This window comes from Caulobacter sp. 05L422 (genome assembly GCF_056397765.1).
In genome coordinates this window covers 12,988-34,810 of record NZ_JBFTOB010000022.1, presented here as the reverse complement: position 1 = coordinate 34,810, position 21,823 = coordinate 12,988, and the positions used below count along the sequence as shown (strand labels likewise).

Sequence of the window (21,823 nt, the reverse complement as noted above, 5' to 3'; positions counted from 1 at the left end):
ATTTCTGAAGCCGCTCATCCTGGCGAACGCCGGATGAGCGGACATGTGGAGGACCCGTCGTGAAGCACCGCCCCCTGCTCGCCTCCGCCATCTGGCTCGCCCTGTCCGCCCCAGCCTTCGCCCAGACCGCGCCCTCCAAGGCCAGCGAGGTCCCCTCCCCCGCCGACACCTATGCCGAGCTGTTCCACCAGGTGCAGATGCGCAAGCTGTTCCCGGACGGGAAGACCTTCGTCGACGCCAAGCCCAGGCGCCCGCCCGAGCAGATCCTGGCCGCCTACCGCGCCCACGCCGCCTTCAGCGACGCCGAGCTGAAGCGGTTCGTGCGGACCAATTTCGACGTGCCGGAAGCCGCGCCCCTGCCCCCGCCGTCCAAGGACCGCACCACGCTGAAGGCCCACATCGCCGCCTTGTGGCCGGTGCTGACCCGGCCGCCGGTCAAGGCCGTCCCAGGCGACAGCGCCCTGGCCCTGGACAAGCCGTTCGTGGTGCCCGGCGGGCGCTTCCGCGAGATGTATTACTGGGACAGCTATTTCACGATGCTGGGCCTGGTCGCCGACGGCCGGCAGGACGCCGTCGAGAGCATGGTCGACGATTTCGGCGGGCTGATCGACCGTTACGGCCACATCCCCAACGGCACGCGCACCTACTATCTCAGCCGCTCGCAGCCGCCGTTCTACTTCGCCATGGTCGGTCTGGCTGACAAGACGGACAAGGCGCGGTTCAAGCAGCGCCTGGACCTGATGCGTCGGGAGCACGCCTTCTGGATGGACGGCGAGAAGGCCCTGGCGCCTGGCCAGGCCCACCGTCGCGTGGTGGCCTTGCCCGACGGGGCGGTGCTCAACCGCTACGCCGACGACCGGACCACGCCGCGCGACGAGTCCTATCGCGAAGACGTGCTGACCGCCCGCGAGGTCACGAACCGCCCGGCCAGCGAGGTGTTCCGCGATCTACGCTCGGGCGCCGAGAGCGGCTGGGACTACAGCTCGCGCTGGATGGCCGACGGCAGGAGCCTGAAGACCATCCAGACCACCGCGATCATCCCGGTCGACCTGAACGCCCTCCTGTACGGCCTCGAGACCGCGATCGCCCAGGGCTGCGCCGAGCTGATGGACGCCCCCTGCGTCGCCGAGTTCAGCGGCCGCGCCAAGGCCCGCCAGGCGGCGATGGACGCCTACCTCTGGGACGCCCCGCGCGGCCTCTATCTCGACTACCAGTGGCGCGATCGGACGCGGCTGGACCATCCCAGCGCCGCGACGCTCTATCCGCTGTTCGTCGGCGCGGCGAGCCCGGACCAGGCCAAGGCGGTGGCGGCGACCACCCGCGCCGTGCTGCTGGCGCCGGGCGGCCTGCGCACCACCACCGTCACCACCGGCCAGCAGTGGGACACCCCCAACGGCTGGGCCCCGCTGCAGTGGGTGGCGGTCTCGGGCCTGCGTCGCTACGGCGAGGAGGACCTGGCCAAGGACATCGGCCAGCGCTGGTTGGCCACGGTGGCTCGCGAATACAAGGCCAGCGGCAAGATGCTGGAGAAGTACGACGTCGAGGAGGCCAAGGCCGGGGGCGGCGGCGAGTACCCGCTGCAGGACGGCTTCGGCTGGACCAACGGCGTGACGCGGACGCTTCTGGACCTCTATCCCTCTCCGTAAGGGGCCGGGCTATCGCCACCCGCTCATAGACTGACAACTCGCCTATCGGAAGTTGTTCGCTCCAGGCAACTTTTCCTGAAATTGTCTTTGCATTCGCGGGGAAAAGGTCGCCGCGTTCCGCGCTCCAAATCCATGCAACCCTCTTCGACCGAATGCGCTTAGCTCCCGAGCGCTTTTGGACGATCGCGACCGACCGCGGCCGCGCGCCTGCGAGCGCGCCGACGTCGCCACCGAGAAACCGCGGATAAAAGCGGAAGTTGAGTTGCTTGGGGAGGAGTGCATGTATCGGCGCCAAACCCTTCGTGCCCTGTTGCTGGCCGGTTGCAGTTGCTTCGCCGTTCCAGCCTGGGCCCAGACGGCGTCGACGCCGCCGCCCACGGTCAACGCGCCCCCGGCGCAGGCCTCCGACGCGAGCGACGGGCAAACCGCCGTCAGCGAGGTCATCGTCACGGGCCTGACCTCGCGCAACCGCCCGCTGATCACGGCCTCGGCGGACATCACCCTGGCGAGCCGCGCCGACATCGAACGCAAGGCGCCGCGCTCGACCGCCGACCTGCTCGAACTGGTGCCCGGCATCTTCGTCGAGGGCACGGCCGGCGAGCTGTCGAACAACTATTCGGTTCGAGGCCTGCAAGGCGGCGGCCAGCGCTTCATCCAGCTGCAGGAGGACGGCCTCCCGATCATCTATCAGGGCGGCGGCGCGGACTTCTTCTTTTCCGAGGACGTGACCATCGACCGGCTCGAGGCGGTGAAGGGCGGCACCTCGGGCATCCTGACCGTCAACGGGGCCGGCGCGACGATCAACTTCATCTCGCGCAAGCCGAGCTTCGACAAGCCCGAAGGGATCGTCCGGCTCGCCGGCTACAATTACGGCCTCAAGCGCGGCGACTTCTACTATTCGGCGCCGATCTCCAACAATCTCGCCTTCAATGTCGGCGGCTATGTCCAGAGCAGTCCGGGCGTGCGCGACAACCCGTTCGACTATGACGGCTACCGCCTGAAGGCGATGCTGGAATACCGCTTCGACGAAGGCGGATACCTTCGGGTGACCGGCAAGGTCGGCGACATGAAGGCGGCCTATTACGCCGACCAACCGTATGCCTACAGCAACGGCGAGCCCGGCGGCATTCCGGGCCTGGACACCCAGTTCGGCAACATCGGCGGCGACGCCTTCAACCGGATCTCGGTGCCGGTCTCGACCTTCGTCGAAAGCGACGGGTTCCGCGATTTCCGGCTCAGCCAGGGCGTGCGGGTCAAGACCAAGCAGCTGCGCGTCGACTTCGAAAAGCCGCTCAGCGACAGCGTCGAGATCTTCGCCCGGGCCCGCTACCTAGACCTGAAGGACGACTTCAACGGCATCTTCCCCGGCTCGGGCACCGGCAACGCCGGCCTGACCAGCGCGGTCAACTACCTGACGCCCGGCACGACCTCGCCGATCAACAACCTGCTCACCGCCGGCCTGGCCGCCTATCCGGCCACCGTGCGCTTCGGCGCCAAGAACCTGCGCACCGGCGTGGTCATCCCGTCGAACGACGTCACGACCCTGAACGCCCTGAACGGCAACGGCTTCCTGCAGGAGACGACGCTCAACCACGACTACCAGTCGGGCCACGATTTCGGCGCCAACATCGGGGCGCGCTGGGAATACCAAGGCGACGGGTTCAAGAACTCGCTGACCGGCGGCGTCCAGTACTACGACGTCAGCCGCCGCCAGAACCAGTCGGCGGTGGCGACCGTGGTCAACGACGTGCGCACCAACAGCGACATCTATGACATCGTCTCGCTCGACGCGAACAACCAGGTCATCGGCGTGCTGAGCGACAACGGACTGGTGTCCTACGGCGACTGGGGCGCGGGCATGCGCCGGCGCACCGACAAGTCGGTGTCGCTGTACGCCAACGACGAACTGGCGATCGGCGAGAAGATCCACATCGACGGCGGCGTGCGCTGGGAAAGCGACAAGGCGCGGTACCTCGAGGGCAACGCCGCCGCCGTCAACCAGCCGGTGCAGCCGGGCGTGATCGGCGTCGTGCGCACCGTGGGCTCGACCTTCGACGGCACCTACACCGAGACCCGCCGGACGCAGGACAAGGTCGCCTGGACGATCGGGGCCAGCTACCTGTTCACCCCGCACTTCTCGGTCTACAGCCGCTACGCCAACGGCTTCCAGACCAACAACACCGATCCGATCACCAAGATCGAGCTGTACGAGGCGGGCGTGCGCTTCGAGTACGGCCGGGTCTTCAGCGGTTCGGCGACGGTGTTCCGGACCAATTTCGACAACCAGTTCTACAACTTCATCGACCCGTCCGACCCCACGCAGCAGACCAGCTTCCTGGCCGATCTCAGGACGAAGGGCGTGGAGGTGGACGCCGTCGTGCGGCCCGTCGAATGGTTCTCGGTCAATGTCTCGGGCGTGATCCAGGATCCGACCCTCAACAACCTGACCCTGAACGGCGTGCCGCAGCCGACCTATGACGGCAATCGCCCGGAACGGACGCCCGCGCGGCTCTACACGATCACGCCGGTGATCAAGCTGCCCAACGGCAAGGGCGAGATCTATGCCCGCTACAAGTACGTCGGCAAGATCTACGCGGACTCCGGTAACGGCGTGGCCTTGCCGTCCTACGGCGTGACCAGCGCGGGCGTCACCTACAACCTGAGGGACAATCTTCAGGTCAACTTCAACGTCGACAACATCTTCGACGAGATCGGCCTGACCGAGGGCAATCCGCGTCAGGGCCAGACCCAGAACGCGTCCTCCGGCTACTTCTACGCCCGCGGCATCGTGGGCAGGACCTATGGCGGTTCGCTGACGATGCGCTTCTAGGATGATCAGCGCGCTAGGAAGGACCGCCGCCGGCGTTCTGCTGGCGCTGGCGATCACGGGCTCGGCCTTCGCCAAGCCGGACGTGGCCTATCGGCTGACCGAGGGGCAGAACCTCAACGCCTTTGTACGCGACGGCGCGGTGGCCGCGCACCTGCTGCTGCGCAACGGCGCCGATCCGCGCATCCTCGTCGCCTTTCCCGCCGGCAACAGCGGGGTGGGCCTGTGGTTCGAGCCCATCGCGCGACCCGCCACGTGGAGGCTGGACCGCCCGCCCCAGCCCGTCCGGCGCGGCGCGCTCAGCGGCGTCGTGGCCGCCGCCAGCATCGACACGCCCCGGCTGGCCGCCAAGCAGGCGGTGCTCTCCAACGTGCGCTTCCTGCGGGACTACCAGTCGGTAGGCCGCTTTCCGCCCGAGGTCGCGGCCGAGCCCAGGATCGACGGCGACACGATCACCTGGCGCCGCGCGCGGCTGGACGGCGCGCCCGGCTACGAACTGGCCGTCCGGGTCGTCGGCGGGCGCATCGACCGGGGCGTCATCGTCGCGGGGGCGGACGGGCGGATCGCGCTGGAGATCACGGCCCTGACCGGCGACGCCCCTCTGACGCCGATCCCTGCCGGCCAGTTGCTCAACGCCCAGGCGGCCGCCGATCCGGGCGCGCGCAACGCCCTGGCCTTCCTCAGCTATCGCGAAAAGTTCCTGGCGGGGTCCTGGCGGTTCAACACCTATTTTGGCCGCGACACCCTGATGTCGCTGCGGCTGTTGATGCCCGCCCTGCGGCCGGCGGCCGTCGAGGCGGGCCTCAATTCGGTGCTGGCCCGGCTGTCGCCCGACGGCGAGGTCGCCCACGAGGAAGGCGTCGCCGAGTTCGCCATCGTCCAGAACCGCAAGGCCGGACGCGACGGCGACGCGGCCGAGCTGGACTACGGGATGATCGACGACGACTACATGCTGGGCGTCGTCGCGGCGGACTACCTGCTGGGGCCCGGGCGGGCGCGGGCCCGGACCTGGCTGGCCCAGCCGTTGAAGAGCGAGGGCCGGCCCGGAGTCCGCGATCCGGCCGGCGCCCTGCTGGTGGACAACCTGCGCTTCGTCCTGGGCCAAGGCCGAGGCTTCGCCGCCGCCCCGTCCGTCCGCACACTGATCGCCATCAAGCCGGGCCGGAAGACCGGTGAATGGCGCGACAGCGAGGAGGGCCTCGGCCGCGGCGTCTATCCCTACGACGTCAACGCCGCCCTCGCCCCGGCGGCGATCGAGGCGGCCGACCGCCTGTTCCGCGCCGGCCTGCTGGATCCCTACCTTTCGGCCGAGGATCGCGCGTTATTCGTCGACGCGGGGCGCATGGCCAAGGTCTGGCGCGCCAAGGCCGCGCCGCTGTTCCAGGTCGAGCGGCCGAACGCCGAAGCGGCCGCGTCGATCCGCGCCTACGCCGACAGCCTCGGCGTTCCCGCCGCCCCCGCCCTGCGATCCCTCCGCCATGGTCCCCTGCTGTTCCACGCCATATCCCTTGACGCGGCGGGCAAGCCGGCGCCGATCCTCAATTCGGACGAGGGCTTCGAGCTTCTGTTCGGCCGCCCCTCGCCGGCGGACCTGGACACCTATGTCACCGCGATCACCCGCCCCTTCCCGGCGGGCCTTATGACCGACGTCGGCCTGGTCGTCGCCAACCCCGCCTTCGCCGACCGCGAGGTCCAGGCGCGCTTCACCCCGGCCGCCTATCACGGGGCCGTGGTCTGGTCCTGGCACCAGGCGCTGCTGGCCGCCAGCCTGGAGCGGCAGTTGGCCCGCTGCGACCTGCCCGCGCCGGTGCGGGCCAAGCTGGCGGCGGCCCAGGCCGACCTGTGGCGCGCGATCGGATCGGCCCGCTCGGTCCAGAGTTCGGAGCTCTGGTCCTGGGCTTTCCGCGACGGCCGCTACCAGATCGTGCCGTTCGGCGCCGGCAAGGCCGATGTCGACGAGTCGAACGCCGCGCAGTTGTGGAGCACCGTATATCTGGCGGTGCGCCCACCCCAATCGCCGACGGCCAAGGCCCCGACGAGGGCGTTCGCGGCGACGCCCGAATGGACCGGTTGTCGCCGATAGCCCAGCGCGCTCACCCCGACGCCGAGCCGTCGATCAACGCGGCGATGACGTCGTCATGTTTCGGCAAGGTCGGCGCCGCCCGGGCGATCACCGCCTCGATCTGTTCGAGCTGACGACGATTGGCGGCGGGATCCAGCGTGTCGGCCAGCGGGCTATGCCCCTGCGCGCGCACGCCCTGCCCTTCCAGCACGGCCAGCCAGCTGGCCTCGCGGAACAGCTCGTCGGGCGTCAGCATCAGGCGGCCGGCCCGCCGGTACTGTTCCTCCCGATCCTTCAGGCTGTCGGGCAACGGCATGTGGCGCGTCTGGCGCCACAGCGGGGCGTCGTGCCCCTCGGTGGCGTGGTAGTGCAGGATGAGGAAGTCCCGGATTCCGTCCATGTCGCGGCCGAACAGGGCGTTGAACTGTCGCGCCAGGCCCGGATCGCAGTCGCGGTCGGGGAACAGGGTGATCAGCTTGGCGATCCCGCTCTGGATCAGGTGGATGCTGGTCGACTCCAGCGGCTCGAGGAAGCCGGACGACAGGCCGATGGCCACGACGTTCTTGCGCCAAGCCTCGCGCCGGAAACCGGCCTTGAACCGCAGGAAGCGCGGCTCGCCCAGCGCCTCGCCGTCCAGGCCGCCCAGCAGCGTCGCCGCCGCCTCGTCGTCCGAGAGGAAGGCGCTGGAATAGACGTAGCCGTTGCCGATGCGGTGCTGCAGCGGGATGCGCCATTGCCAGCCGGCCGCGCGCAGGGTCGACCGCGTATAGGGCGTCGTCTCGGCCAGGCGAGCACAGGGAACGGCCGCCGCCCTGTCGCAGGGCAGCCAATGCGACCAATCCTCGAAACCGGCCTCCATCACATCGTCGATCAGCAGCGCGCGAAAGCCCGAGCAATCGACGAACAGGTCGCCTTCGAGCCGCTCGCCGCGATCGGTGGTCAGGGCCGTGACGAAGCCGGTGTCGGGCGCGCGCTCGACCGTCTTCAGCTTGCCCTCTCGTCGCGTGACCCCGCCGACCTCGGCCAAGCCGCGCAAGTGCTGGGCGTAGAGCGACGCGTCAAAGTGATAGGCGTAGCCCAGGGTCGACAGGATCGAGCGCGGATCGTCCACCGGCTTGGCGAACCGGTTGGCGGCCGCCAATTGGGTCGCCAGCGAGAAGGCCGACAACGGCCGGTCGAACCCGTCCGCGCGGGCCTTCAGCCAGTGCTGGTGGAACGGTACGGCGTCCACGTCGACACCGTACCGCCCGAACGGGTGGAGATAGCGGCTTCCGGGACGGGTCCAGTCGACGAACTCGATGCCCAGCTTGTAGGTGGCCTTGGTCGCGCGGACGAACTCGGCCTCGTCCAGACCGATCAGGGCGTTGAACCAATGGATCGTCGGGATCGTCGCCTCGCCCACGCCCACCGTGCCGATGGCCTCGGACTCGAGAAGATCGATCTTCAGGCGCGGTCCGAAGATCTTGGCCAGCGCCGCCGCGGTCATCCAGCCCGCCGTGCCGCCGCCCAGGATCACCAACCGCTCGATACGCTTCATGACGCGTCCGTCCTCTCGGGAAGACGGAGAACCTTAGCGTCTTGCGAACCGTCGGATCAATTCCGCGACTTGGAAGGTTGGCGGGAGAAGGTTGGCGGAGACGAAGTCACCGCCAGCTCGTCAACGGGTGGCCTCGACCGCATCCGGCGGCGCTGGTCGATACACGTACGATCACTTGATTGGATTGGAGCCGGGCAGCTATTCTGCCGCCGGCCTCAAGTCTGACGAGGGGCCACGCGCGCGTGGCCGGCGCGGTCCGATCTGCCGGGCCTCCGGCGCTTCAGGATCCAGATGCCGAAAATCCTGACGATAGAAGACGATCCCACCACGGCGCGGGAGATTGTCGCCGAACTGGAACAGCACGGCTTCGAGGTCGAGTGGGTCGCCGACGGGCGCGACGGGCTGGTGCGCGCGGTCAGCGGCGATTTCGACGCCATCACCCTGGACCGCATGCTGCCGCGCCTGGACGGCCTGGCCATCGTCACGGTGCTGCGCAAGACCGGCGTCGAGATCCCCGTGCTGATGATCAGCGCCCTCAGCGACGTCGACGAACGGGTCCGGGGGCTCCGGGCTGGCGGCGACGACTACATGACAAAGCCCTTCGCGTCCGAGGAACTAGCCGCCCGGCTGGAGGTGCTGCTGCGCCGGCGCTCTGCCGCGCCGCGCCAGACCGCGCTGAGCGTCGCCGATCTGGAGATCGACCTGATGACCCGCGCCGTGCGGCGAGGCGGCGTCGAGATCCGGCTGATGCCGACCGAGTACAAGTTGCTGGAGTTCATGGTCCGCAACTCCGGCCAGGTGCTGACCCGGACCATGATCTTCGAAGCCATCTGGGGTTATCATTTCGACCCGGGCACCAACCTGATCGATGTTCATCTGGGCCGGCTGCGCCGCAAGGTCGACAAGCCCGGTCTGCCGCCGCTGCTGCACACCATCCGCGGCTCCGGCTATGCGATCAAGGCGCCGTCGTGAAACGTCGCGTCGACGAACTGTGGCGCACGACGCCGTTCCGGCTGACCCTGCTGAACGGCGCGGTCTTCGCGGTGGCGGTCGTGGCCCTGCTGGGCATGATCTATTGGCGCACGGCCGGCTACATGTCGCGCCAGTTGGACGCCATCATCGTGGCCGAGGCCCGGGTCCTGACCACCGGAGATCCCAAGGGGCTGCCGCAGCGGGTGAACGCGCTGGTCGCCGCCGACAGCCGGGCGGTGTCGTTCTACGGTCTGTTCGCGGCCGACGGCGCCCCGCTGGCCGGCAACGTCCATCACCTGCCGCCCAACCCGATCTTCGACGCCGCGCCGCATGACTTGCAGGAGGCAGGCTTCCAGCCGGGCGCCCGCGCCCTGGTCGAACGCCTGCCGTCGGGCCAGATCCTGCTGGTCGCCCACGACGCCAAGGTGCTGAGCGGGCTGCGCGAGATCATCGTCAACGCCCTGGCCGTCAGCGGGGCGGCGATCCTGCTGCTGGGCCTGGCCGCCGCCGCCCTGCTCAGCCTGGCGCCGCTGCGCAGGATCGACCACCTGCGCGGCGCCAGCCGAGCGGCCCTGAAGGGCGAACTGGGCGTGCGGCTGCCGGTATCGCACCGGCGCGACGAGATCGACATGCTGGCGGGCCTGGCCAACGCCATGATGGACGAGACCGAGCGCTTGCTGTGGGAGGTCAAGAGCGTCGGCGACAACGTGGCCCACGACCTGCGCACGCCGCTCAACCGCCTGCGCGCCCTGCTCTACCGTGTCAGCCAGGAAACCCGCCTCGAGGGTCGCGATCGCCAGATGGTGGACCAGGCGTTGGACGAGACCGACGCCCTGCTGGTTCGCTTCCGCGCCCTGCTGCGGATCGGCGAGATCGAGCGTCGCGACCGCCAGGCCTGTTTCGAGCCGGTCCATCTGCAAAGCGTTCTGGAGCACGTGGTCGAGCTGCACGATCCTCTGGCCGAGGACCATGAGATCGCCCTGGAATGCGAGATCACCCCGGGCGCACCGCCGGTCGCGGCCGATCCCGCCCTGCTGTTCGAGGCGGTCAGCAACCTGGTCGACAACGCCCTGAAGTTCACGCCGAAGGGCGGCTGCGTGCGCGTGCGTCTGCTGGTCTGCGAGAAGGGGCCGCGCATCGAGGTGGTCGACAACGGACCCGGCGTCGCGGCAGGCGAACGCGACGCGGTGCTCAGGCGCTTCTACCGCTCACAGCGAACCCGCACCGAGCCGGGTTCGGGCCTGGGCCTCAGCATCGTCACCGCCATCGCCCGCCTGCACCATTTCGACCTGTCGCTGGCCGACGCCAAGCCCGGCCTGCGGGTGGCGCTGGATTGCTGGCCGCGCGGCCTGGAGGCCTGAGGGTGCGCCTGCTGCATGTCGCCCGGCGTCCCGGCGAGACCTATCTGGCCCAGGCCTTGATCGAGGCCGGCCACGTCGTCGAGACGGCGGCCGACGTCGGCGAGGCGCTGCTGGTCGCGCAGACCGGCGGCTATGACGGTCTGCTGGTCGAGACGGCCGACCTGGCCTTGGCGCCGGTCGAGCGCCTGGTCCGAGCGGCCGCAGGCAGCGTCCTGGTGATCGTGGTCGACCAGGCCGACTCCAAGGCCCGCACCCGCGCCCTGCGGGCCGGGGCCGACGCCTGCTTCACGCGGCCCGTGCACTTCATGGAGTTGGAGGCCCGGCTCTCGGCCCTGGTGCGGCTGGCCCCAGGGTCCTCGACCGCCAGTCCCCTGGTCCTGGACCCAGCCACCCGCATGGCCCGCTTCGCCGACCGCGACGTGATGCTGCCGGCGAGCGAGTACCGCCTTCTGGACTACATGGTGCGCCACGCCGGCGAGGTGATCACCGCCGCCCAGATCCTGGAACAGGTGTGGGGCGAGACCGGCGACCCCAAGCCCGAACTGGTGCGCACCTCGGTGGCCCGGCTGCGCGCCCGGCTGGTCGAGACCTTCGGTCAGCCCTTCGTGGTTACCCTGCGCGGCCACGGCTATCGGCTGGACGCGAACATGACAGGATTTTCATCCGGCTGACACCGCGCCGTTAGGCGGGCAAGCGCATCAGGCGCCCTGCGCAGGCTTTCGTATTTGCGCTGGTCCCGCGCTCGACGCCACCCCCCGGAATCGCGCGCGGGACTTTCACCTGCAAGTCTGGAGCAGGCCGGTTGAACGCTCTCGTCCGTATCGCCCTATCGCGTCCCTACACCTTCATCGTGATGGCGCTGCTGATCGTCATCTTCGGCGTTCTGGCCGCCCTCGGCACCCCCACCGACATCTTCCCCGAGATCCGCGTGCCGGTGATCGGCGTGGCCTGGAACTATACCGGCCTGTCGCCCTCGGAGATGTCCGGACGGATCGTCACGCCCTATGAGCGGGTGCTGAGCACCACGGTCAACGACATCGACCATATCGAGAGCCAGTCGCTGCCCGGCATCGGGGTGGTGAAGATCTACTTCCAGCCCGGCGTCGACATCCGCACGGCCACCGCCCAGGTGACGTCGATCTCGCAGACAGCGGTGCGCCAGATGCCGGCCGGCACCACCCCGCCGTTGATCATAAACTACAGCGCCGCCACCGTGCCGATCCTGCAGTTGGCCCAGTCGGCCAAGTCGCAGTCGGAACAGAAGCTGTTCGACCTCAGCCAAACGGTCATCCGCCCGGGCCTGATCAGCGTGCCGGGCGCCGCCATCCCCTATCCGTACGGCGGCAAGGTGCGCCAGATCCAGATCGACCTGGACCCGGCCGCCCTGCAGTCCAAGGGGCTGTCGGCCCAGGACGTTTCCAACGCCATCGCCGCCCAGAACCAGATCCTGCCGGTCGGCACGATCAAGATCGGCACGTTCCAGTACATCGTCCGGCTCAACGACTCCGCCGAGACCATCGAGGAGTTGAACAACCTGCCGATCAAGACGGTCGACGGCGCGACGATCTATATCCACGACGTCGGCCAGGTCCGCGACGGCTCCTCGCCCCAGACCAACGTGGTGCACGTCGACGGTTCGCGCGCGGTGCTGTCGACGATCCTGAAGAACGGCTCGGCCTCGACCCTGGCCATCGTCCAGGGCGTCAAGGACCGCCTGCCGGCCCTGCAGGAGACCCTGCCCGACGACTTCAAGATCACCCCACTGAACGACCAGTCGGTGTTCGTGAAGGGCGCGATCGAAGGCGTGGTCAAGGAAGGCGTGATCGCCGCGGCCCTGACCAGCGTCATGATCCTGCTGTTCCTGGGCAGCTGGCGCTCGACCGTGATCATCGCGATCTCGATCCCGCTGGCCGTTCTGTCGGCCATCGCCGCCCTGTCGGCCCTGCACCAGACGCTGAACATCATGACCTTGGGCGGGCTGTCCCTGGCCGTCGGCATCCTGGTGGACGACGCCACGGTGACCATCGAGAACATCAACTGGCACCTGGAGCACGGCAAGGACGTGCGCACGGCCATCCTCGACGGCGCCCAGCAGATCGTCGTGCCGGCCTTCGTCAGCTTGCTCTGCATCTGCATCGTCTTCGTGCCGATGTTCATGCTCAAGGGCGTGGCCGGCTTCCTGTTCGTGCCAATGGCCGAGGCCGTGGTCTTCGCGATGATCGCCTCGTTCATCCTGTCGCGGACCCTGGTCCCGACCCTGGCCATGTACCTGCTCAAACCCCACGCGCCCGAGCGGCTGGACTACGAGCACGAGGCCGAGCACGGCCAGACGAGCAAGCCGTCGCGCAATCCGCTGGTCCGCTTCCAGCGCGGCTTCGAGACCCGCTTTGGCCAGCTGCGCGAGGGCTACCGCAACCTGCTGGTCATGGCCCTGGGCAACACCCGGGTGTTCATCATCGGCTTCATGGTGATCGTGCTGGCCTCGTTCGGCCTCGTGCCGTTCCTGGGCAGCAACTTCTTCCCCTCGGTGGACTCCGGCCAGATCACCCTGCACGTCCGCGCCCCGGTCGGCACGCGCCTGGAGGACGCCTCGCTGCTGTTCGGCCAGGTGGAGAAAACCATCCGCCAGAACATTCCAGCCGACGAGCTGGTGTCGGTGGTCGACAACATCGGCATCCCCAACAGCTCGATCAACATGGTCTACAGCAACTCCGGCGTGATCGGCCCGCAGGACGGCGACATCTTCGTGGCCCTCAAGGCCGAACATCATCCGACCGCCGCCTATGTAAAGACCCTGCGCGAGGTGCTGCCCCGCCAGTTCCCGGGTTCGACCTTCTCGTTCCTGCCGGCCGACATCATCAGCCAGATCCTCAACTTCGGCGCCCCCGCTCCGATCGACCTGCAGGTCGCCGGCCCGAACGCCGCCGCCAACCGCGCCTACGCCGCCAAGATCCTGGCGCGCCTGAAGACCATCAAGGGCCTGGCCGACGTGCGCATGCAGCAGCCGGCCGGCGCGCCGCAACTGCGGGTCGACGTCGACCGCTCGCGCATCGCCCAGTTGGGCCTGACCGAGCGCGACGTCACCAACAGCCTGGTCACCTCGCTGGCCGGCAGCTCGCAGGTCGCCCCGACCTTCTGGCTGAACCCCAAGAACGGCGTGTCCTACCCGATCGTCGCCCAGGTGCCGGAGTACCGCGTCAACGCCATGTCGGGCCTGGAAGGCCTGCCGATCACCGCGACCGGCGCCAACAAGGGCGCCCAGATCCTGGGCGGCCTCTCCACGATCAGCCGCGACAGCGCCCCGGCCGTGGTCAGCCACTACGACATCCAGCCGGTGCTCGACATCTACGCCACGCCGCAAGGCCGCGACCTGGGCGCGGTGACCGCCGACATCAACAAGGTGCTCAAGGACATGGCCAAGGACCGCCCCAAGGGCGCGACCGTGACCCTGCGCGGCCAGATGGTGACGATGAACACCGCCTTCTCCGGCCTCGGCTTTGGCCTGATCGCGGCGATCGTTCTGATCTACCTGCTGATCGTCGTGAACTTCCAGTCGTGGCTGGATCCGTTCGTGATCATCACCGCCCTGCCCGCCGCCCTGGCCGGCATTGTCTGGATGCTGTTCGCCACCGGCACCACCCTGTCGGTGCCCGCCCTGACCGGCGCGATCATGTGCATGGGCGTAGCGACGGCCAACTCGATCCTGGTGGTCAGCTTCGCCCGCGAACGGCTGGAGGCCACCGGCGACGCCCTGCAGGCCGCCGTCGAGGCCGGCTTCACCCGCTTCCGCCCCGTGCTGATGACGGCCCTGGCCATGATCATCGGCATGGGCCCCATGGCCCTGGGCCTGGGCGAAGGCGGCGAGCAGAACGCGCCGCTGGGCCGCGCCGTGATCGGCGGCCTGATCTTCGCCACCCTGGCCACCCTGATGTTCGTCCCCGTCGTCTTCCGCCTCGTCCACGGCCATCGCAAGGCCGAGACCGTCGCCCCCGAAGCCGGGCCGCCTACCGGAGAACCCGCCCATGCCTGAGCCCATCGACGCTCTGCGCCACACCCCGCCCCGCCACCTGAAGCTGGTCGGCGCCGGCGCCGCCTGCGTGGCCGCCCTGGTGGTCGCCGCCGGCCTGTTCGCCCGCGTCAACGCCGACCAGGCGCTGAAGGTCTGGACCCAGGACCAGGCCGTCCCGACCGTCGCCCTGGCCAAGGTCTCCGGCGCCGGCGAGCGAGACCTGGTCCTGCCCGGCGACGTTCAGGCCTTCTACAACGCCCCGATCCACGCCCGCACCAGCGGCTATCTCAAGCGCTGGTACGTCGACATCGGCTCGCCGGTGAAGGCCGGCCAGCTGCTGGCCGAGATCGACACCCCCGACCTGGACCAGCAGGTGCTGCAGGCCCGCGCCAACCTGGCCACGGCCCAGGCCAACCAGCGCCTGTCGGCCACCACGGCCAAGCGCTGGGAAGGCCTGGTCGCCCAGGACGCCGTCTCCCGCCAGGAAGCCGATGAGAAGGCCGGCGACCTGGCCGCCCGCAGCTCGGCGGTCAACGCCGCCGCGGCCGACCTCAACCGCCTGCTGGCCCAGCAATCGTTCAAACGCATCGTCGCGCCGTTCGACGGGGTGGTGACCTCGCGCAACACCGACATCGGCGCCTTGATCTCGGTCGGTGGCGCCGCCGACACGGCTCTGTTCACGGTCGCCGACCAGCACCGCCTGCGCATCTATGTCAGCGTGCCGCAGAGCTACTCGGCCCTGATCCGTCACGGCCAGCCGGCCAAGCTCAGCGTGCCGGAGTATCCCGGCCAGACCTTCACCGCCTCGGTGGTCAACGACGCCCAGTCGGTGGGCGCCAACGGGGCCTTGCTGGTCGAACTGCAGCTGGACAACACCGACGGCAAGCTGAAGCCGGGCTCCTACGCCCAGGTCACCTTCGGCCTGGCCTCGGCGGCGACCACCACCCAGGTCCCATCCACCGCCGTGCTGTTCCGCCACGACGGCCCGACGGTCGCCGTGGTCGGCCCCGACAATCGCGTGAAGATCCAGCCGATCAAGATCGCCCGCGACCTGGGGACCCAGGTCGAGGTCGGCGCCGGCGTCGGTCCGGGCGACAAGGTGATCGACAACCCGCCCGAAGCCCTGGTCGACGGCGACACGGTCAAGATCGCCGCGCCCGCCAAGGGAGCCGCGCATGCGCAAGGCTAGGCTGCTCGTCCCGGTCGGCCTGACCGCGATGCTGGGGGCGTGCTCCATGGCCCCGGCCTACGCCCCGCCGACCGTCGCCATCGCCCCGGCATTCAAGGAGACCGGCCCCTGGACCCCGGCCGCGCCGGAGGCCGAAGCCCAACCGCGCGGCGACTGGTGGACGGTCTACGGCGATCCGACGCTGAACGACCTTGAGGCCCGGGCCGCCAAGGCCAATCCCAGCCTGGCCGCCGCAACCGCCGCCTATGATCAGGCGACCGCCCTGGCCGCCCAGGCCCGCGGCGGCCAGCTGCCGTCGCTCGACGGCTCGGCCACGGCGATCCGTCAGGAACGCTCCGACAACGCTCCGCTGCGCAGCGGCGGGCCGGACGCCTATTCCACCCGACAGGTCGGCGTGACCGCGTCGTACGAGTTCGACCTGTGGGGCCGGGTGCGCAACCTCGTGGCCGCCAGCGGCGCCCAGGCCCAGGCCTCGGCCGCCGACCTGGAGTCGGTGCGTCTGTCGCTGCAGGCCGAACTGGCCGACGACTACCTGGCCCTGCGCGGCCTGGACGCCCAGCAGAAGCTGCTGGTCGACACCGCCGCCGCCTACGATCGCGCCCTGCAACTGACCCAGATCCGCCACGACGGCGGCGCGGCCACAGGCCTGGACGTCGGCCGGGCCCAGACCCAGCTGTCGACCGCCAAGGCCCAGATCAGCGACATCGCCGTCCAGCGCGCCCTCTACGAGCACGCCATCGCCGCCCTGGTCGGCGAAAGCGCTTCCAGTTTCAGCCTGCCGGCCGCCCAGATCACCTTCAGCCAACCACGCGTGCCGGTCGGCGTGCCCTCCACCCTGCTGCAGCGCAGGCCCGACATCGCCGCGGCCGAGCGCCGCGCCGCCGCCGCCAACGCCCAGATCGGCGTCGCCCAGGCCGCCCGCTTCCCGACCCTGACCTTGGGCGGCACGGCCGGCTGGCAATCGGCCGGCGGAGTCGACCTGCTGACCTCGCCCAACGCCTTCTGGATGATCGCCCCGCAACTGGCCGGCTCGATCTTCGACGGCGGCCGCCGCAAGGCCGGAGTCGAGGCGGCGCGGGCCCAGTTCGACCAGGCCGCCGCCGGCTATCGCGGCGTGGTGCTGAGCGCGTTCCGCAATGTCGAGGACCAGATGGCTCTGGCCAACCACCTGGCCGACGAGGCCAAGGACCAGGACGACGCGGTCGAGGCCGCCAAGCGCACCGAGGCCCTGGCCATGATCCGCTATCGCCAGGGCGCGGCCACCTATCTGGAGGTGGTCACAGCCCAGACCGCCTCGCTGCAGGCCGAACGCGCGGCCCTAGTCCTGGACACGCGCCGCCTGCAGGCCAGCGTCGACCTGACCCGGGCGCTGGGCGGCGGCGCGGGGTAAGCGACCTCGTCCCACACACCTTCCGGAGCCTTCTTTTCCCAGCCCGTCTCCGGCGGTGGACGGCTCAAGGCGCGCGGACGATCGAGCGCCGTTTGAGCCGGCGGATCGCCGAAGGCTGGATCAGCCGGAAAGCCCCCTCGAACTAGACTGTAAACCATTGTAAATTCGGCCGGACAACCGGAGCGGAGGGGGCTCTGGCGCAGTACGCTGCCAACGCGAACGGCCGCACTGATCCCGTCCCCCCGGACAGCGTCCCGCCGCCGCGCGCCCCGCTTCCCACCAAGCGGGGCGCGCGAGTTTAAGTCTTTGCTTTTACGCATCTTCACGCGAACCAGTGTCCACTTCGCTCGAAAATGCCCTGGTTGAAGTGAACGCATGAAAGTCGCCCTGCTCGACGACGACGACAGCCATAACGCGCTGGTCGCCGCCCTTCTGGGACCGGCGGGCTATCACTGCACCAGCTTCACCCGTCCCGAGCGCCTGCTGGCCGAGCTGCGCCGCCAGACCTTCGACTTGCTGATCCTCGACTGGAACATGCCCGAACTCACCGGCATCGAGACCCTACGGCGGGTGGCCGAGTTGCTGAGCCCCGCCCCGCCCGTGCTGCTGCTGACCAGTCGCTCGATCGAGGCCGACCTGGTCGAGGGCCTGAACGCCGGGGCCGACGACTACATCGTCAAGCCGCTGCAGCCGCCGGTGTTGATCGCCCGCGTCAACGCCCTGGCCCGCCGCGCCTATCGCGCGGCCGCCGCTCCTCACGTCGAGCAGCACGGTCCTTATCGCCTCGACCCCGGGACCCAGAGCGTGACCTGGGGCGACAACGTCGAAAGCCTCACGCCCAAGGAATTCCAGCTGGCCTCGCTGCTGTTCAACAACCTGGCCCGGCCGCTGTCGCGCGAGTACCTGCTGCGCCGGGTCTGGGGCCAACGGCCGGACCTGGAGACCCGCACCCTGGACGCGCACGTCTCGCGCCTGCGATCTAAGCTTCACCTTCGGCCCGCGAATGGCTTTAGACTGACCACCGTCTACGGGTTCGGCTATCGGCTCGAGATCTGTGAGCCGATAGCCGAACCCGCGTCGGGAACCGCTGAATGATCCTTCGTCCTTCGCTTTTCGCCCCGGTCCTGTCTTGGACCGCCGTCCTGGCGCTGGCGGCGACCCCGGTCGCGGCGGCTCCCCCGGCGAAAGCCAGGCCGTCGGCGCCCAAACCCGCGTCCGGCGAGCCGCCGGTCAACTACGTGGTCCAGCGCGGCGACACCCTGATCGGGCTGGGCCGCAGCTATCTGCGCAAGCCCAGCGACTACCGCCGGGTGCAGGCCGCCAACCAGATCAACCGGCCCACGGCCATGCCGACCGGCAAGATCCTGGCCATCGACCCGAACCTGCTGAAGACCACGCCCATCGACGCCCGGCTCAGCGCCTTCAGCGGCCAGGTCGAGGTCGAGACCAACGGCCAGCGCGCTCCGGCCCGCGCCGGGATGACGATCCAGGAAGGCCAGCGGATCATCACCGGCCCCGGCGCCTTCGCCACCTTCGAGATGGAGGACGCCTCGCGCGTCACCCTGCCGTCCAACACCGCCGTGCGGGTCGAACGCCTGCGCAACGTCGTGATGACCAACGCGCCGCAGCGGGTGTTCAGGCTTGAGCGGGGCCGCTCGACCATCCAGGCCACGCCCAACCCCAACGGCCGCTTCGAGGTGCGCACGCCGGTCTCGATCTCGGCCGTGCGCGGTACCGAGTTCCGGGTGGGCGCGGCAAGGGACGCGACAGGCGACAAGGCCCAGACCGAGGTGATCAAGGGCGGGGTCGGGGTCGGGCTGGGCGAAGCCTCGCCGACCGGAACCCCCGTGTCCGCCGGCTTCGGCGTCACCGCCAGCCCGGCCGGCGTCAGCCTGCCCGTCGCCCTGCTGCCGCCGCCCAAGCTGGGCGATGGCGGTCAGAGCCAGGGCGACAGGACGGTCCACTTCGCCGTCCAGCCCGTGTCGGGGGCCGCCGCCTACCGGCTGCAGCTGTCGCGCGACGCCGGCTTCGTCGACCTGTTCGCCGAAGCCACCCAAGCCGAACCGACCGCCGACTTCGGCGCCTTGGACAACGGCACCTACTTCATCCGCCTGACCGCCCTGGACGCCGGCGGCCTGGAGGGTCTGCCCGCCGACTACAGCTTCGACCGCGACCTGGACCTGCTGGAGCCGGGCGCCGCGCCCAGCGCCGAGCGGAACGGCAAGCATCGCAATTTCCTGTTCCGCTGGAGCGCGGCCGGCGACGGCGTGCGCACCTTCCGCTTCCAGCTGTTTTCGGGAACCGAGACGACTAACCCGATCGTCGACCAGCCGGGCCTCTCCGAGCCGCAGCTGACCCTGACCGACCTGCCGCCCGGCGCCTACAGTTGGCGGGTCAGCGCCACGCGCCTCAAGAACGGCGCGATCACGGAAAAGGTCGGTCCGCCGCAGTCGCTGCAGATCGGGCGCTAGGGTTTGGCGGTTTCTTCGCGCTCGCGTTCCGTTCGCCTGCCCTTCCCACGACGGCTAAGGCCCTCGCCGCCGCGCTCGCCCCGGCGCCGGCTGGTCCGCTGGCTGGTCGTCGCCGTCCTCACAGGCCTGGCCCTGGCCGGCTTGACCGCCAGTTCGCTGACCACCCGGCTGGACAACATCCTCTATGATCGGCTGGTGCGGGCCTCCGAACGCCAGGTCGATCCCTCGATCCTGATCGTCGGCATCGACGAGCGCAGCCTGCGCGAGCTGGGCGCCTGGCCTTGGTCGCGCGAGCGCCACGCGCAGATGGTCGACCGGCTCAGCCAGGCCGGCGCCAAGGCCATCGTCTACGACGTGCTGTTCAGCCAGCCGTCCCAGGATCCCGCCGCCGACGAGGCCTTGGCCACGGCGGTCGCCCGATCGGGCAAGGTCTACCTGCCGCAGTTCCTGGAGGGCCCGTCGCGGGACGGCCTCCCGCCGACCATGGTCGCGCCGCTGCCACAGATCGCCGAGGGCGCGGCGGGCGTCGGCCTGGTCCACGTGCGGTTCGATTCCGACGGCGTGGTGCGTCGCATGGCGCCGTTCGAGGCCGATGGATCTCGCCTCGCGCCCGACCTGATGACCGTGGTCCACCGCGCCACCAAGCCGTTCGACGCGCCGGACGCCACGCGCGGCGACGCCCAGACCCTACTGGTGCCGTTCGCCGGACCGCCGGACCGCTATCGCCAGGTCGCCTTCTCCAGCGTGCTGGCCGGCGAGGTCCCGTCCGAGATGATCGCCGGCCGCACGGTGTTCGTCGGCCTGACCGCCCCAGGCCTGGGCCCGGCCTTCCCGACCCCGGTCACCCCCGACGCGGCCAGCATGACCGGCGTGCAACTGCAGGCCAGCGTCCTGGACGGCCTGCGCGGCGGCATGATGATCAAACCGGCTGGCCTGGCCTTGCGGCTGATCTTCGCGCTCAGCCTGCTGTGGCTGCTGCTGGCGGGTCTCCTGGTGCTGCCGCCGCGCGCCAACCTGCTGCTGCTGGCGGTGCTGCTGGCCGTGGCCGTCGGCGCCAGCGCGGCCCTGTTCTCCCGCGGCCAACTGTGGCTGTCGCCGGTGGCGGCGATCCTCGGCATGGCGCTGGTCTCGCTGGTCTGGGGCTGGGGGCGCCTTGGACGGGTCAACGACCTGCTGGGCCATGAACTGGACCGCCTGCGCGCGGTGGATCCGGCCAGCGCCGCCGACCTCGGGTCGGAGTTCGAGAGCGACCTTGTCACCCGCCAGGCCCTCAGTCTCGGCGCGGCCATCACCCGGATCGACGACCTTCGGCGGTTCGCGGCCGACGCCCTGTTCAGCCTGCCCGACGCCACCCTGGTGGCCGACGCCGCGCGCCAGGTGATCGCCGCCAACGCCGCCGCCCAAGCCCTGTTGGCGCAACGGCCCTGGCTGCTGGAAGGCGGGGGTCTCGCGGAGGCCCTCAACGCGCTGGAGCCCCTGGGCCGCAGCTTCCCGGCCAGTTGGCCGGCCGAGGGCGACGGCGATCATCCGATCGACCTGCATCTGGCCGACGGCCGCGCCTTCCAGGTCCAGACGGTGTTCCGCCGCGCAAATCCTCCCCATGGGGCGGGCGAGAGCGCCGGCTGGATCGTGCGCCTCGCCGACATCACACCCCTGACCGCCGCCATGCGCCAGCGCGAGCAGGCCTTGCAGTTGCTCACCCACGACATGCGCTCACCGCAGACGTCGATCCTGGCCCTTCTGGCCACCACGCCCAACCTGCCGCCGGACGTCGCCGAGCGTCTCGCCGCCTGCGCCCGCCGCACCCTGGCTCTGGCCGACGGCTTCGTGCAGCTGGCGCGGGCCGAAGTCACCCAGACCGCCATGGAGCCCGTCGACCTGTGCGACGTGGTGGTCGAGGCCATCGACGAGCTGTGGCCGCAATGCCGCCAGCGCCACATCGATATCCGCCAAGAGGGCTGCGAGGCGCCGACGATGGTCCTGGGCGATCGCGGCGTGCTGACCCGCGCCCTGGTCAACCTGATCGGCAACGCGGTGAAGTACAGCCCCGACGGGTCAATGATCGTCGTGCGCGCCGCCACGGTGCTGGACGGCGGCCGCACCTATGTCGAGCTCGGCATCGCCGACCAGGGACCGGGCTTGACGCCCGAGGAGGCCGCGCTGGCCTTCCGCCCCTTCCAGCGTTTCGACCGCCCCAGCAGCCATTTGGGCGCCGAGGCCGCCGGCGGTGCGGGTCTGGGGCTGGCCTTCGTCCAGGCCGCCGCTGTCCGGCACGGCGGCGGGGTCGCCTGCGCCAGCACGCCCGGCGGTGGCGCGACCTTCACGCTGCGGTTGCCGGAGCTGGCGACCTAGGAAGAGC

12 protein-coding genes and 1 pseudogene are annotated in these 21,823 nt (G+C 69.9%); 12 read left to right on the top strand and 1 reads right to left on the bottom strand.

Translation table 11 applies throughout. From position 1 onward, the window contains the following. The first annotated feature begins 59 nt into the window (after positions 1 to 59). The 3 genes from treF to AC1DMQ_RS19735 all read left to right on the top strand — a co-directional run bounded on the left by treF (position 60) and on the right by AC1DMQ_RS19735 (position 6,556). Positions 60 to 1,646, top strand: coding sequence for an alpha,alpha-trehalase TreF (gene treF / locus AC1DMQ_RS19745; RefSeq protein ID WP_477035261.1), 1,587 nt, complete (start codon positions 60 to 62; stop codon positions 1,644 to 1,646). A 280-nt stretch (positions 1,647 to 1,926) separates the two neighbouring features. Next, a complete protein-coding gene (locus AC1DMQ_RS19740) occupies positions 1,927 to 4,476 on the top strand; it encodes a TonB-dependent siderophore receptor (protein WP_477035260.1) in 2,550 nt (849 codons plus the stop codon). Position 4,477: 1 nt separating this feature from the next. Beyond that, positions 4,478 to 6,556 carry a hypothetical protein gene (locus AC1DMQ_RS19735; RefSeq protein ID WP_477035259.1) on the top strand — a complete coding sequence of 693 codons (2,079 nt, stop codon included), beginning with the start codon at positions 4,478 to 4,480 and terminating at the stop codon, positions 6,554 to 6,556. 10 nt (positions 6,557 to 6,566) lie between these two features. On the opposite strand, the gene AC1DMQ_RS19730 is transcribed toward AC1DMQ_RS19735, so the two are convergent. Next, positions 6,567 to 8,072, bottom strand: coding sequence for a tryptophan halogenase family protein (locus tag AC1DMQ_RS19730; RefSeq protein ID WP_477035258.1), 1,506 nt, complete (start codon positions 8,070 to 8,072; stop codon positions 6,567 to 6,569). Between the two features lie 291 nt (positions 8,073 to 8,363). On the opposite strand from AC1DMQ_RS19730, the gene AC1DMQ_RS19725 reads away from it, so the two are divergent. The 9 genes and pseudogenes from AC1DMQ_RS19725 (at position 8,364) to AC1DMQ_RS19685 (ending at position 21,816) form a co-directional block, all read left to right on the top strand. Beyond that, on the top strand, positions 8,364 to 9,044 hold the full coding sequence (locus tag AC1DMQ_RS19725) for a response regulator transcription factor (protein WP_477035257.1): 681 nt from the start codon (positions 8,364 to 8,366) through the stop codon (positions 9,042 to 9,044). After that, the gene (locus AC1DMQ_RS19720) at positions 9,041 to 10,405 is read left to right on the top strand and encodes a sensor histidine kinase (RefSeq protein ID WP_477035256.1); all 1,365 of its coding nucleotides are present in this window, start codon (positions 9,041 to 9,043) and stop codon (positions 10,403 to 10,405) included. The genes AC1DMQ_RS19725 and AC1DMQ_RS19720 overlap by 4 nt, the downstream gene beginning before the upstream one ends. 2 nt (positions 10,406 to 10,407) lie before the next feature. Next, complete coding sequence (locus tag AC1DMQ_RS19715) at positions 10,408 to 11,076, top strand: response regulator transcription factor (protein WP_477035255.1); 669 nt, start codon at positions 10,408 to 10,410, stop codon at positions 11,074 to 11,076. A gap of 131 nt (positions 11,077 to 11,207) precedes the next feature. Beyond that, entirely contained in the window at positions 11,208 to 14,435 is a 3,228-nt protein-coding gene (locus AC1DMQ_RS19710; protein ID WP_477035254.1) for an efflux RND transporter permease subunit, read from the top strand. Continuing rightward, positions 14,428 to 15,603, top strand: a complete 1,176-nt coding sequence (locus AC1DMQ_RS19705; RefSeq protein ID WP_477035253.1) for an efflux RND transporter periplasmic adaptor subunit — start codon at positions 14,428 to 14,430, stop codon at positions 15,601 to 15,603. The genes AC1DMQ_RS19710 and AC1DMQ_RS19705 overlap by 8 nt, the downstream gene beginning before the upstream one ends. Beyond that, on the top strand, positions 15,590 to 16,993 hold the full coding sequence (locus AC1DMQ_RS19700) for an efflux transporter outer membrane subunit (protein ID WP_477035252.1): 1,404 nt from the start codon (positions 15,590 to 15,592) through the stop codon (positions 16,991 to 16,993). The genes AC1DMQ_RS19705 and AC1DMQ_RS19700 overlap by 14 nt, the downstream gene beginning before the upstream one ends. 366 nt (positions 16,994 to 17,359) lie before the next feature. After that, positions 17,360 to 18,088, top strand: a pseudogene (locus tag AC1DMQ_RS19695) (response regulator transcription factor); the annotation flags it as partial. Further along, positions 18,085 to 19,464, top strand: coding sequence for a FecR family protein (locus tag AC1DMQ_RS19690; RefSeq protein ID WP_477035251.1), 1,380 nt, complete (start codon positions 18,085 to 18,087; stop codon positions 19,462 to 19,464). The pseudogene AC1DMQ_RS19695 and the gene AC1DMQ_RS19690, both read left to right, overlap by 4 nt. Positions 19,465 to 19,467: 3 nt before the next feature. Further along, positions 19,468 to 21,816, top strand: coding sequence for a CHASE2 domain-containing protein (locus AC1DMQ_RS19685; protein WP_477035250.1), 2,349 nt, complete (start codon positions 19,468 to 19,470; stop codon positions 21,814 to 21,816). The last annotated feature ends 7 nt before the right edge of the window (positions 21,817 to 21,823 follow it).